General features: G+C 66.7%; 13 protein-coding genes and 1 tRNA gene. 9 read left to right on the forward strand and 5 right to left on the reverse strand.

The window, feature by feature from the left end; genetic code table 11:
- Positions 1-17: 17 nt before the first annotated feature.
- Positions 18-94: transfer RNA gene (locus tag CFB24_RS17635), tRNA-Met, on the forward strand.
- A 132-nt stretch (positions 95-226) separates the two neighbouring features.
- Positions 227-574: a hypothetical protein gene (locus CFB24_RS22650; RefSeq protein WP_141098484.1), complete on the forward strand. Its 348-nt coding sequence runs from the start codon at positions 227-229 to the stop codon at positions 572-574.
- Here CFB24_RS22650 and CFB24_RS17640 read toward each other — a convergent pair.
- Positions 561-890 (reverse strand): ATP-binding protein, encoded by a 330-nt coding sequence (locus CFB24_RS17640; protein ID WP_141098485.1) that lies wholly within the window; start codon positions 888-890, stop codon positions 561-563. The two genes, CFB24_RS22650 and CFB24_RS17640, sit on opposite strands and share 14 nt — an antisense overlap.
- A gap of 52 nt (positions 891-942) precedes the next feature.
- A complete protein-coding gene (locus CFB24_RS17645; RefSeq protein ID WP_141098486.1) occupies positions 943-1,992 on the reverse strand; it encodes a hypothetical protein in 1,050 nt (349 codons plus the stop codon).
- Positions 1,993-2,058: 66 nt separating this feature from the next.
- Here CFB24_RS17645 and CFB24_RS17650 point away from each other — a divergent pair, with 66 nt between their 5' ends.
- Entirely contained in the window at positions 2,059-2,526 is a 468-nt protein-coding gene (locus CFB24_RS17650) for an RrF2 family transcriptional regulator (RefSeq protein ID WP_088521963.1), read from the forward strand.
- A gap of 3 nt (positions 2,527-2,529) precedes the next feature.
- On the opposite strand, the gene CFB24_RS17655 is transcribed toward CFB24_RS17650, so the two are convergent.
- A complete protein-coding gene (locus CFB24_RS17655) occupies positions 2,530-2,934 on the reverse strand; it encodes an Rrf2 family transcriptional regulator (protein WP_141098487.1) in 405 nt (134 codons plus the stop codon).
- Between the two features lie 220 nt (positions 2,935-3,154).
- On the opposite strand from CFB24_RS17655, the gene CFB24_RS17660 reads away from it, so the two are divergent.
- Genes CFB24_RS17660 through cydC form a run of 5 tightly spaced genes read left to right on the forward strand, consistent with a single transcriptional unit; the run spans position 3,155 to position 9,508 of the window.
- The gene (locus tag CFB24_RS17660; protein WP_088522046.1) at positions 3,155-4,723 is read left to right on the forward strand and encodes a cytochrome ubiquinol oxidase subunit I; all 1,569 of its coding nucleotides are present in this window, start codon (positions 3,155-3,157) and stop codon (positions 4,721-4,723) included.
- Positions 4,724-4,733: 10 nt separating this feature from the next.
- On the forward strand, positions 4,734-5,894 hold the full coding sequence (cydB, locus tag CFB24_RS17665) for a cytochrome d ubiquinol oxidase subunit II (RefSeq protein WP_088521965.1): 1,161 nt from the start codon (positions 4,734-4,736) through the stop codon (positions 5,892-5,894).
- 15 nt (positions 5,895-5,909) lie between these two features.
- Positions 5,910-6,035, forward strand: a complete 126-nt coding sequence (gene cydX, locus CFB24_RS17670) for a cytochrome bd-I oxidase subunit CydX (RefSeq protein ID WP_088521966.1) — start codon at positions 5,910-5,912, stop codon at positions 6,033-6,035.
- A 51-nt stretch (positions 6,036-6,086) separates the two neighbouring features.
- Entirely contained in the window at positions 6,087-7,817 is a 1,731-nt protein-coding gene (cydD, locus tag CFB24_RS17675) for a thiol reductant ABC exporter subunit CydD (RefSeq protein ID WP_088521967.1), read from the forward strand.
- Positions 7,814-9,508: a thiol reductant ABC exporter subunit CydC gene (gene cydC / locus CFB24_RS17680; protein ID WP_088521968.1), complete on the forward strand. Its 1,695-nt coding sequence runs from the start codon at positions 7,814-7,816 to the stop codon at positions 9,506-9,508. Before cydD ends, cydC begins: the two co-directional genes overlap by 4 nt.
- On the opposite strand, the gene CFB24_RS17685 is transcribed toward cydC, so the two are convergent.
- Both CFB24_RS17685 and CFB24_RS17690 read right to left on the reverse strand, forming a co-directional pair.
- Positions 9,481-10,092, reverse strand: a complete 612-nt coding sequence (locus tag CFB24_RS17685; RefSeq protein ID WP_088521969.1) for a class I SAM-dependent methyltransferase — start codon at positions 10,090-10,092, stop codon at positions 9,481-9,483. The genes cydC and CFB24_RS17685 overlap by 28 nt on opposite strands.
- 13 nt (positions 10,093-10,105) lie before the next feature.
- Positions 10,106-11,428, reverse strand: coding sequence for an ABC1 kinase family protein (locus CFB24_RS17690; protein WP_088521970.1), 1,323 nt, complete (start codon positions 11,426-11,428; stop codon positions 10,106-10,108).
- Positions 11,429-11,619: 191 nt separating this feature from the next.
- On the opposite strand from CFB24_RS17690, the gene CFB24_RS17695 reads away from it, so the two are divergent.
- The gene (locus CFB24_RS17695; RefSeq protein WP_088522047.1) at positions 11,620-12,201 is read left to right on the forward strand and encodes a rhodanese-like domain-containing protein; all 582 of its coding nucleotides are present in this window, start codon (positions 11,620-11,622) and stop codon (positions 12,199-12,201) included.
- The last annotated feature ends 59 nt before the right edge of the window (positions 12,202-12,260 follow it).

The following is a 12,260-nucleotide window of genomic DNA, read 5'->3' on the forward strand; positions in this document are numbered from 1 at the left end:
TCAGCACTCAAATATAACGCGGGGTGGAGCAGCCCGGTAGCTCGTCAGGCTCATAACCTGAAGGTCACAGGTTCAAATCCTGTCCCCGCAACCAAAATTACTGAAGAAGCCCCGCCACAAAACGACGGGGCTTCTTCGCGTCCCCATCCCCCAAACCTACTGCGCGCGCAGAAGGCGAGCGTCGCGGGAGGTGGGCGTGAGATAAGCCGTGAACCAGGCGAGAGCGGTGGACGAAGCTGCTTCGAACTGGGCCAGATATGGGGCGAAGTGGCCGCCCGCGATAATCCGTAAGCGTTTCGGCTCCGTCGCGCGGTTGTATGCGGCCAAGGCCAAATCCGTGGGGAGTCACGTCATCCTTGTCGGCGACGATCATCACCTGCCCGCGTTCGTGACAATGGGGGAGGATGACGGTTCCGTTGTCATAGGTCCGGGTCAGCGCCCGGACCGGCGGGCCGGCGAGCCGCCCTTGAACCGTTTGCGGCTGGCGGGACGTCATGAGGATCTTTCCATGGGCGTCGATGTGAAGCGCAACAGCGTCGAAGCCAAGCGTCGACGAAGGCTCATCGTTTTGTGAGGGCGAGAATATCCTCGGGCGAAGCGGGATTTTGCGGATGGTGGCTGAGACAGAGCGGCGTGCGGATCTTGATGGGCGCGCTCATGGCCTCGGTCGCGTAATAGAACAGTCCGGCGGAAAGTTTTCCGAGATCGCCGGCCGCTTTCCCGCGCGCGCGCATCATCTCCTCGGTGGCGTCTATCAAGGCAGGGGAGCTCATGCGCCCATAGAAATGCGTTGTGCAGTTCGAAACGATTTTCGTTTCGATGCCTTTCGGCGCCTGCGTCGCGAAGATCATCCCCAGACCGAATTTTCGCGCCTGCGCGGCAAGCGCCATCGCGCTCGCCTTGCACGCCGTCGAGCCTTGGGATGGCGCGAAGTTTTGGGCTTCATCGAGGGCGTAGAGGCGCGGCGTCTCGCTCGGATGATTTCGGATGAATGTGAACAGCGCCATCTGCAACTGGTTGACGAAGTCCTGCCGGCTTCGCAAAGACGCGCGCGCCGAACAGAATGCGCTCATAGGGCGGGGAGGCCGGTGGAAGGTCGCGGCTCAGGACCATCACCGCCGCCCCCGCTGTCGTCGCCATCCATTCGACGGCCCGGACGAAGGCTTCCGGCGCCGCCGCGGCGTCGAGCGATGTGGCCAGCGCCAGCCCGTTCGGAGAGATGGCGTTGCAAAGCTGCGTGAATTCGACATCCGGACTGGCGCGCCTCACCCGTGGCGAACGGTCCTGGATGAGTTCCGAAATCGCGGCGCGCGCCCAGACCGGCGAAAGCGGGATTCCCCTGCGTTTCAGCGCGCGCAGCCTGATCGGGAGGGAGAGGCGGCCGAGCGCGTCGGCGCGCAAGTCGGAAAAATCTTCGCCGTCCCAGAGAAAGGGCCAAAGTTGGGCGACGGTGAGCGCCAGGCCGGAAATCGCCCGTTCGATCAGGGCTTCGGCGGAGGCGGCGTCCGCGAGTTCGATGAAAAGCAAGGGCCGCTTGACGCGGCGGCCAGCGCCCCCGTCTCGCAACTGATCGGCATCCAGTCCGACCAGAAGCCGAACTTCTCCGCCGCGAACGCTCTCGACGCAGTCGAAAGGGTCGGGCGGAACCAAAAAACAATGTGCCGAAAGGGAATGCACGAATGAACCTGCGGCGCAATGATGAAGCCCGTTGATCCGAGAGGATCGGAACCAAGCGTCAACGCAACGGAGTTTGTTGCCGCCGGCCGCCTTTTGCAACCGGCAAAATTCTCGTGTTGCGGAGCTCATCAAGCGCGGAATATTTTCGGTCGCCATTGGGCGCATCGGGCCGGACGCGCCGCCTTTGCTCGCGTCGCAGGAAACAATCAGAATTTTAATCATCATTTCGATTGCCGTCCGAAGATTTTCACCGATGATCGTGAAGGCGAGTGCACTTGATGGCGCTCTTGGCGATCGAGCAAGCCGATGCGTCATCGCGCCATTGGTCTGGCGGCGTCGGGCGCGCTAGGATAGGCGGACCCGCTCAGCCGAGCCGCCAACGTGAAACTGACCAGCTACAGCAACTACACGATCCGCGCGTTGATGATCGCCGCCATCCGCTTTCCCGCTCTGACGACCATCGGGGAACTGGCGGAGGCTTTCGCCATCTCGAAACCGCATCTGGTCAAATGCGTCCATCAGTTGGGCGTGTGGGGCTATGTCGAGACCGTGCGTGGCCATGGCGGAGGGTTCCGGCTGGCGCGCCCCGCCCATGCGATCTCCATCGGCGAGATCATTCGCCGGACGGAGGAAGGTTTCGACCTCACCGAATGTTTTCGCGCGGAGACCAACGCCTGTCCGCTGACCGCCCGCTGCCGGCTGCGTCCGGCGTTGCAGCGCGCCGTCGCCGCCTTCCTCGATACGCTGGACGCCATCACGCTGGACGAAGTCGCCGGCAATGGCGACGACGTCCTGCAGGCTCTAGGGTTGGCCGCGCCCGCGCGCCGGCGCCACGAGCTTCCGGCCTGAGGTTCAGACGTCGGCGTCCAGCGCGAGGTCGGCCACGGTTAACGTCTCCAATTCGCCGCGAAACGCCGCATGGGCCTTTTCGCAGGCGCGGCGCAGTTTGCAAACGGAGAGGATGCGGCATTCGCCGCTTTCGCCCACGCGACAGGGAAACAGGTTTTGCTTCGCCTCGAACAGGTCGATGATGTCGAGCGCGCCGATGCTGGACGCCGGTCGGTTCAACCGGTAGCCGCCGCCGCGGCCGCGCTGTCCCACAAGCATTCCGGCCTGCATGAGTTCGTTGCAGGTCTTGATCACCAAGGCTTCGGTCAGCCCGAGTTGGCGCATCATTTCGGGCATGGTCAGCGGCCTGTCTTCGCGACAGAGCATCAGAATGCGCAATGCGCCATTGGTCGCCGCGTTCAATCGCATGGGCGCCTCCGCCAACAGATCCGTCTTGACGTCCGGCGCGGGAAAACCGCGCCAGAGTCCCTCCGCGCGATGAGCCGGCGGCCACCATGGCGCGCCGGGTGGATCCAGCGGAAAAACATCCTATATTGCGAATGTCTTAAGTATCTTATAAACCGCATATATGTTCGGTGGCCGCGCAAAGATTTCCGGGCGGTCGCGCATCCGAGAAGGCGTTTTGGCCATGATCGATCCAGATTTCGTAGAATTGTCCCGCTGGCAGTTCGCCGCCACCGCGCTTTACCACTTCCTTTTCGTTCCCCTGACGCTCGGCCTGTCCTGGCTCCTTGTCATCATGGAGACGGTCTATGTCATGACCGGCAAGGAGATCTACAAGGACATGACCCGGTTCTGGGGCAAGCTGTTCGGCATCAATTTCGCCCTCGGCGTCACCACCGGCCTGACGATGGAGTTCGAGTTCGGCACCAACTGGTCCTATTACTCGCATTATGTCGGCGATGTGTTCGGCGCGCCGCTCGCCATCGAGGGCCTGATGGCGTTTTTCCTCGAATCGACCTTCATCGGCCTGTTCTTCCTCGGCTGGGAGAAGCTGTCGAAGCGCAAGCATCTCGCCGTGACCTTCTTCACCGCGCTTGGCTCCAATCTTTCGGCGCTTTGGATTCTCGTCGCCAACGGCTGGATGCAGAATCCCGTGGGCGCGGTGTTCTCGCCGCAGACCATGCGCATGGAGATGCAGAGTTTTTCGCAGGTGTTCTTCAACCCGGTGGCGCAGGTCAAATTCGTGCATACGGTGGCGGCCGGCTATGTCACCGGCTCGATGTTCGTGCTGGGCGTTTCCGCCTGGCATATTCTGAAGGGCCGCGACCTGCCGTTCATGCGCCGCTCCTTCGCGGTCGCCGTCGGATTCGGCTTGGCCTCCTGCCTGTCGGTGATCGTGCTCGGCGATGAGAGCGGCTACACGCTCGGCGACGTGCAGAAGGTGAAGCTCGCCGCCATCGAGGCGGAATGGCACACCGAACCCGCGCCCGCCGCCTTCACCCTGTTCGGGCTGCCCTCGCAGGAGAAGCAGGAGACGGAAGCCAAAATCCAGATCCCCTGGATGATGGGGCTGATCGCGACCCGCTCGCTCGACAAGCCGGTGGAGGGCCTGCGCGACCTGATGGTCAAGCACGAGCAGCGGATACGCTCGGGGATGCTCGCCTATGACGGGCTGATGAAAATCCGCGGCGGCGACGCCTCGCCGGAAACCAAGGCGCTGTTCGACGCCCACGCCAAGGACATCGGCTACGGCCTGTTGCTGAAACAATTCACCGACAATCCCGCGCAGGCGAGCGACGAGCAGGTGAAGGCGGCGGTCAAGACCACCATTCCCACGGTCTGGCCGCTGTTCTGGGCGTTCCGCGTCATGGTGGGCATGGGGTTTGTGATGCTGTTCGTGTTCGCCGCGGGCTTCTGGCTCAATGCGGCCAAGAGGCTGGAGCAGAACCGCTGGATGTTGTGGCTCGCCGTTCTCGCCATCCCCGCGCCATGGATCGCTTGCGAGACCGGCTGGCTCGTGGCGGAATTCGGCCGCCAGCCCTGGGCCATCGGCGAGGTGCTGCCGACCTTCCTGGCGACGTCGAGCCTCACCCGCGCCGATCTCGTCTTCTCGCTCGCGTGCTTCCTGACCTTCTACACGCTGCTGCTCGTGATCGAAATTTTCCTCATGCAGAAATATGCGCGGCTCGGCCCGAGTTCACTCGGCCTCGGGCGCTATCACTTCGAGACCAAGCACGCGCTCTACGCCGATTGAGGACCCCGCCATGTTCGACTTCCTGGACTATGCGACCTTGAAATTTATCTGGTGGATTCTCGTCGGCGCGCTGCTGATGGGCTTCGCCATCGCCGACGGCATGGATATGGGCGTCGGCGTCCTGCTGCCCTTCGTGGCGCGCGCCGACGCCGAGCGCCGCATCGCGATCAACACGGTCGGCCCGCATTGGGACGGCAACCAGGTCTGGCTGATCACCGCCGGCGGCGCGATTTTCGCCGCCTGGCCCGCCGTTTACGCCGCCGCTTTCTCCGGCTTCTACATGGCGATGCTGCTGGTGCTGTTCGCCCTGTTCTTCCGCCCGGTCGGCTTCGACTACCGCTCCAAGATCGACAACGACGTCTGGCGCTCGGCGTGGGACTGGGGGCTGTTTGTCGGCGGCGCGGTCCCCGCGCTGATTTTCGGCGTCGCGTTCGGCAACCTGCTGCAGGGCGTGCCGTTCCATCTCGACGACATGCTGCGCCCGCATTATCAGGGCAGCCTGCTGACGGCGCTGCTGCCGCTGCTGAATCCGTTCGCGCGGCTGGCGGGCGCGATCAGCCTGGGCATGTTCACGGTTCACGGCGGTCTGTGGCTGCAATTGCGCGCCGACGATCCCGTGGCGTCGCGGGCGCGCAAAACCGTGATGGCGCTGGCCCCGGCTGTGGCGCTGCTGTTCCTCGGCGCCGGCGTGTGGCTGTGGTTCGGCGTCGACGGCTATCGCGTGATCTCGGCGCCCGCCCATGACGCCCTGCCGAATCCGCTAGCCAAGGAGGTGGTTCGCGCCACTCACGCGTGGTTCGACATTTACGCCGCCGTTCCCGCCGCCGCTGCGGCGCCTGTCGCCGGCGTGCTCGGCCCGCTGGTCGCGGCGACGCTCGCCTTCGCGCGCCGCCCCGGCTGGGGTTTTGTCGCCAGCGCTCTGGGCATGGTCGGGGTCATCGGCTCCGCCGGCCTGTCGATGTTCCCGTTCATCATGCCGTCGAGCCTCGATCCGCGATCCAGCCTCACCATCTGGGACGCGCCGTCGAGCCATCTCACGCTGACGGTGATGCTGATCGCGACGGCGATCTTTCTGCCGATCGTGCTCGGCTACACGATCTGGTGCTACGCCAATATGTGGGGCCGCGTGACCGCCAAAGAAATCGAGGCGCAGTCGCATTCGGCCTATTGAACGGGAGGTTTCGTCATGTGGTATTTCGCCTGGATTCTCGGCGTGACGGCGGCCGCCGCCATCGGGGTCATCAATGTGATGTGGTTTGAATTTCAGGACAACCTGGATCGAAATGGATCAAGCGCGCAGTCGTCCAACTGATCCATTTCGCGCGCCCGGACGCGCCGCCTCCTGCGCGTCCGGGCGCGTCGCATGACCGACTCCGACTCGCTGTTGCAAGCGACGCGGGCGCAGGCGGGCGCCGCGCTGCGCCTCGCCATGGGCGCGGGCGTGGCGCGCGGCGCCGTCGCCATCCCCTTCGCCTGGCTGCTGTCCGACGCGCTCGCCCGGGCGGCGTTCGGCGGCGCCGATTTCGCGGCGCTCACGCCCACGCTCGCCGCGCTGGCGGGCTTGGTCGTTTTGCGCGCGCTGCTGTCCTATGCGGCGGAGCGCGCCGGATTTTTTGCGTCCGTGCGGGCGCGGACAGCCTTGTTCCGCCAATTGCTCGACCATGTGCGGGCGTTGGGGCCGGTGCGCCTGGCCGCCCGTCCCACCGGCGAACTGGTGGCGCTGCTCACCGACGCGGTCGCCGCCACCGATCCCTATTGGCGGCGCTATTTTCCCGCGCGCGCCGCCAGCGCGACGCTGCCCCTTCTCGTGCTGCTGTGCGTCGCCTTCGCCGATTGGCGCGCCGCGCTGGCCTTCGCGGTGGGCGCGCCGGTGGCGCTGCTGTTTCTGGTGCTGGCCGGTCGCGGCGCCGAGCAGGCGAGCCAGCGCCAATGGGCGCGTCTGCTGCGGCTGGGCGGTCATCTGCTCGACGCTGTGCAGGGTCTGCCCGATCTGAAAATCTTCAACGCCTCGCGGCGCGAAATCGCGCGGGTCGCGCGCATGGCCGAAGCCTATCGCAAGGATGCGATGGCGGTGTTGCGCATTGCTTTCCTCACCTCGCTGGTGCTGGAGTTCTTCACGGCGGTCGCAATCGCGCTGGTGGCGGTGCTGGTCGGCTTCCGCCTGCTGTGGGGCCAGCTCGATTTCCAAACCGGCCTGTTCGCGCTGCTGCTCGCGCCGGAATTTTACGCGCCGACCCGCGCGCTCGGCGCCGAGCGTCACGCCAAAATGGAAGCGCAGGCGGCGGCGGAAAAAATCGTCGCGCTATTGAGCGAGACGGCGCCCGAAATCCCGGCGGCGCCGCTCGCCGCGCCCATGGACGCCATTTCGCTGCGTTTCGAGCATGTGCGCTTCGCCTATGACGATGGGCCGCCCGCGCTCGATGACGTGTCGTTCGACATTGCGGCGGGCGAGACCGTCGCGCTGGCCGGGCCGAGCGGCGCCGGCAAGAGCACTCTGTTTGCGCTGCTTTTGCGCTTCATCGAGCCGGACAGCGGCCGCATTCTCGTCAACGGCGATCCGCTCGCCGCGTTCGACCCAAGGGACTGGCGCCGCCGGATCGCCCATATGCCGCAGCGCCCCTATTTCTTCGACGGCGACGTGATCGAAAATGTCGCCATGGGCCGCGACGCAGACGCGGATATCGCCGCCAGCGTCGGAACGGCGCTCGCGCAAGCGCGCGCGAAAATTTTGCCGGACGGCGCCCACATCGGCGAGGGCGGGGCAGGCCTGTCGGGCGGCGAGGCGCAGCGGCTGGCTTTGGCGCGCGCCTTCTATCGGCCGGGTCCGCTGGTCCTGCTCGACGAACCCACCGCGCATCTCGATGCCGAGACCGAGCGCGATCTCGCCGACAGCCTCGCGCGCCTGTGCGCCGGCCGCACCGCGCTCATCATCGCGCACCGGCTCGCCGCCGCGCGCCGCGCCGACCGCTTGATCGTGCTTGATCGCGGACGCGTCGTCGAGACCGGAACCCATGACGCGCTGCTGGCGGCGGACGGGTTCTACGCCCGCATGGTCGCGCCCGACCTCGCCCGGATGGAAGAGACGGCGACATGAGAAGCCTGTTGCGGCTGCTGGCGCTCTATCGCCCTTACGCGCTGTGGATCGGCGCGTCGTTGCTGGTGTCACTGGCGAGCCTGCTGGCCAATGTCGGCCTGATCGCCGTCGCAGGCTGGTTCATCACGGCCATGGCGGCGGCGGGCCTTGCTGGCGTCTCCATCGACTATTTCACCCCGGCGGCGCTGATCCGGGCGCTGGCGATCCTGCGCAGCGGCGGCCGCTATCTCGACCGCCTGATCAGTCACGAGGCGACGTTTCGCCTCATCGGCGGGTTGCGCGCCCATCTGTTCGCGCGCCTTGAGCCGTTGGCGCCGGGCGCGCTGGCGGACTTGCGGTCCGGCGACATTCTGGAGCGGCTGCGCGGCGATATCGACCGGCTCGAACATGTGTTCCTGCGCATGGTCTCGCCATTGCTCGTCGCCGGTCTCGCCGGCGCGATTCTGGTCGCCGCGCTGGCGCGCTGGAGCGGCGCGCTGGCTGCGGCGGCGGCGGCGATTTTTGTGCTCGCGGGCGTGGCGGCGCCGGCGTTGGCCGCATTTTTCGGGCGCGCGCCCGCCCGCGCGGCTTCGGCGGCGGCGGCGCGGCTGCGCGCGCGCCTGACGGAAGCGATCGAGGGACTCGCGCCGCTGCTGACGACCGGCGACGACGTCAGGCGTTTCGCGGGGTTGCGGCGCGACATGGCCGATCTGCTCGCGGCCGAATCCAGGGTCGCGCGCATCGGCGCCCTCGGCCAGGCCCGCGTCGGCGCGACCGGAGAGTTCGCCGCTCTCGCGATTCTCGCGCTGGGCGCGCCGCTGGCGCAGGCCGGCGCGCTCAAGAGCTCGGATCTGGTCATGGGCGCGCTGGCGGCGCTGGCCGCGCTTGAAGCTTTTGCACCGCTGGCGGGCGCGTTCGGCGGCTTCTATGGCGTGCTGGCCTCCGCCGACCGGGTGTTTGCGCTGATCGACCGCAAGCCCGTCGTCGCCGAGCCAGACGAAGCGGCGTCTCCCCCCGAAAAATTCGATCTTCGCCTGCGCGGGGTGTCGCTGACCTATCCCGGCGCCGCACGTCCCGCGCTGAGTCAGATCGACTGCGACATTGCGGAGGGCGCGCGCATCGCCTTCGTCGGGCCGAGCGGCGCGGGAAAGTCGAGCCTCGCGGATCTGCTGCTGCGCTTTCGCGATCCGAGCCTCGGCGAGATCCGCCTCGGCGGCGTCGCGCTGAGGAAGCTTTCGCGCCGCGCCCTTCACGCCCGCATTGTCGTGGCGCGGCAAAACCCGCATCTGTTCACCGCGAGCGTCGCGGACAATCTGCGTCTCGCGCGATCCGACGCGACGGACGCGGAACTGTGGGCGGCGCTGGCGGCGGTCGGGCTGGAGGAGACCATTCGCGCGCTGCCGCTCGGCCTGGAGGCGCCGGTCGGCGTCGCCGGTGAAAAACTTTCGGGCGGCCAGGCCAAGCGCCTGGGTCTCGCCCGCGTGCTGTTGAGCGCCGCGCCGGTGCTGTTTCTCGACGAGCCGACGGAGGGGCTCGACGCGGAAACGGCGCGGCGGGTTCTCGCCGCCATCCTGAAGCGCGCCGAGGGCCGCACGCTGTTGATCGCGACCCATCGCCCGGCCGAAATGGCCGCGATGGATCAGGTGATCGCGCTCGACGGCGGCGTCATCGTCGCGCGCAAGAGTCAGCCGGCTTTGCGGGCGACCATATAGGGGCCGTGCGGGTTCGCGCCGAACACGCGCTCCTCCACGATCGCGAAACCGGCGTCGCCGAGGGCCTGTCGCAGCGCCGTTTTGGTCAGCGCGCGCGCGGGCGGAAACATTTTGATTGCGCGCAAAATCGCGAACAGCGCGCGAAGATGAAGCCCCATGTCGGCGAAGCACCACGTCTTGGCGATCAGCAGGCCGCCGGGTTTCAGATGCGCGTGAATTTGGGCGAGCAGGCCGGGCAGGTCGTCCACCAGATGCAGGATCTGGAAGGCGCAGACGACGTCGAACGGGCCGTCGTCAAAGGCGTGTTCGGCGTCCGCGCGCACAAAGCGCAGAGTGTCCGGCGCGGGCTTGGCTCGGGCGATCCGCAGCATTGCGTCCGAAAAATCGGTCGCGATCCAGGCGCCGGCATGGGGCGCCAGCCGAATGGCCGTCGAGCCGGTGCCGCAGCCGATTTCCAGCACATGGTCGGTCGGCCGCAACCGGCTGGCCGCGGCGGCGAGCATGGCCTCGTAGGCGGCGACGTCCTTGATGGGACGGGCGGCGTAACGCGCGGCGATTCCGTCCCAAAAAGCTTCGGCGGTCATGGCGCTCTCCCGCTCACAGATGCAGCGCGATCAGCTCGCGCAGCGCGACGCGCGCCTGCAGACGCGTGGCCAGCAGGTAGATGCCGCCGAATTTGCGTTGCAGGAACAATGTGTCCATCGGCGGAATGACGAACGCGTCGCGATGCGCCGCCAGCGCCATGCCGCCATCGCGCAGCCGCAACGCGAGGTCCGACGCGCCGAAGTCGAATGGCGCATCCTGCCGCAGCGGTTCGATCGACAGGTCGAACAGGTCGAGCATGGCGCGCTCCAGCCCGGCGGGCGCGTCGGGCGCCAGAAAGCCGATTTGCCGCGCGGCGTCGCGCAGGCCGTCGCGGTCGCGCGCCATGCCGGCGCCGAGCAGGCGGCGATAAAGCGCGACGAAATCTTCGGGGAAGGCGCGGGTGGCGCCGAAATCGAGCAGAACGATCTGGCCGGTTTCGGGCGCATAGCGGTAATTGGCGAAATTCGGATCGGTCTGCATCAGGCGGAACTCGAACAGTTCGCGGAACAGCAAGCCGATCAGCAGCGTCATCACCCGGTCGCGCTCGGCCTGCGGCGCCGAAACGAGATCGTCGATCGGGCTGGACTCGACATAGTCCATCGCCAGCACGTTCTTCTGCGTCAGATCCGGGTGCAGCGCGGGCGCGCGAAACTCCGGCCGGTCGGCGAGCAGCGCGCCGAATTCGGCGAGGCGCCGGCCCTCGCACTCATAGTCCGCCTCTTCATGCAGCTGGCGCTTGGCCTCGGCGAGCATGGGCGCGATGTCCACGCTCTTGGGGACCAGTCCGGCGATGCGGATCAGCGTGGCGACATTGTCGACGTCGGAATCGATGCTGGCGCGCACGCCAGGATATTGCACCTTGATGGCGAGGTCGCGGCCGTCGTGGGTCCGCGCCCGGTGAACCTGGCCGATGGAGGCGGCGGCGATCGGATGGGTGTCGAAATCCGCGAATTGCTGCCGCCAGTCGGCGCCCCAGGCGGCGGTCAAAACCCGGCGCAACTGCACCCAGGGCATGTGATGCGCCTCGGCGCGCAGGCGCGAGAGAATCTCGGCAAGCTCCGGCGGCAGCATGTCGCCGGCGTCCATCGAAATCAGCTGCCCCACCTTCATCGCCGCGCCGCGCATCCGCGCCAGCTCGTCGGCCAGCTTGCGCGCATTGGCGGGCGTCAGCAGTAGATCCTCCAGCCGCGGACGCTCGCCGCGCGCAAACTTTCGCGCCGCATCGGCCGCGACATTGCCCGCGATGGCGGAGGCGAGGCCGCCGAGCCGCGACAGCCGCGACAGGCGGGAGCTCGGCACGGCCAGGGGTTTGCTCTCGAAGCGGCGGTTCGACATGAAAACTCCTTGGGCGCGGCTGCGAGCGACATATGGGGATCGGGCGTGTTCGCGGCCAGCCCCGCGCCCCAAATATGGAATATTTGTATATTGAAATATGCGATTTGACGGAGGTATTCTCGGCGCCTGAAACGAAGGCGGCGCCGCCGGCGCGGCCGGAACGGACGCCGCGTGGCGTCGGAGACGAAGCCATGAACTGCAAAGCGTTCGGCCTGATCCTGGCCTTGCTGGCGACGCCGGTCCTGGCGGGGCCTTACCAGCCGGTGGATGTGTCCCGGCTGCCGCAATCCAAGCAAACCGGGCTCGGCCTCTATCTGTCGGCGCCGGAAGCGTTCAAGATGAAGTCGGAGGGCGGCGCCAAGGTGTTGTTCATCGACGTCCGCACCCGCGGCGAGTTTCAGTTTGTCGGCGCGTCCGCGCTGGTGGATCGGAACATCCCTCTCATCGAACTCGATTCGCCGCCGCGCTGGGACGCCCGAAGCGGCCGCTACGCCATGTCGCTGAATCCCGATTTCGTCGCCGACGTCTCGGCTTTGGCGGCGCGCATGAACATCGGCAAGGGCGATCCGATCATTGTGATGTGCCGCTCCGGAGAACGCTCCGCCCGCGCCGCAGATCTTCTGCAGGCGGCCGGCTACGGCAAGGTCTATTCGGTGGTGGATGGGTTTGAGGGCGACATGAGCCGCAACGGCCGCCGCGAGGTCAACGGCTGGAAGAACGCCGACCTGCCCTGGACCTATACGATGACGGAAGGCCAGGCCTCGGTTCGCTGATCGGGCACGCAATGTCGAGAGCCGCCAGTTCTGGGCAAGCTTGATGAGGCAAGCAGACA

This window comes from Rhodoblastus acidophilus (assembly GCF_900187365.1).
GTDB classification, from domain to species: domain Bacteria; phylum Pseudomonadota; class Alphaproteobacteria; order Rhizobiales; family Beijerinckiaceae; genus Rhodoblastus; species Rhodoblastus acidophilus.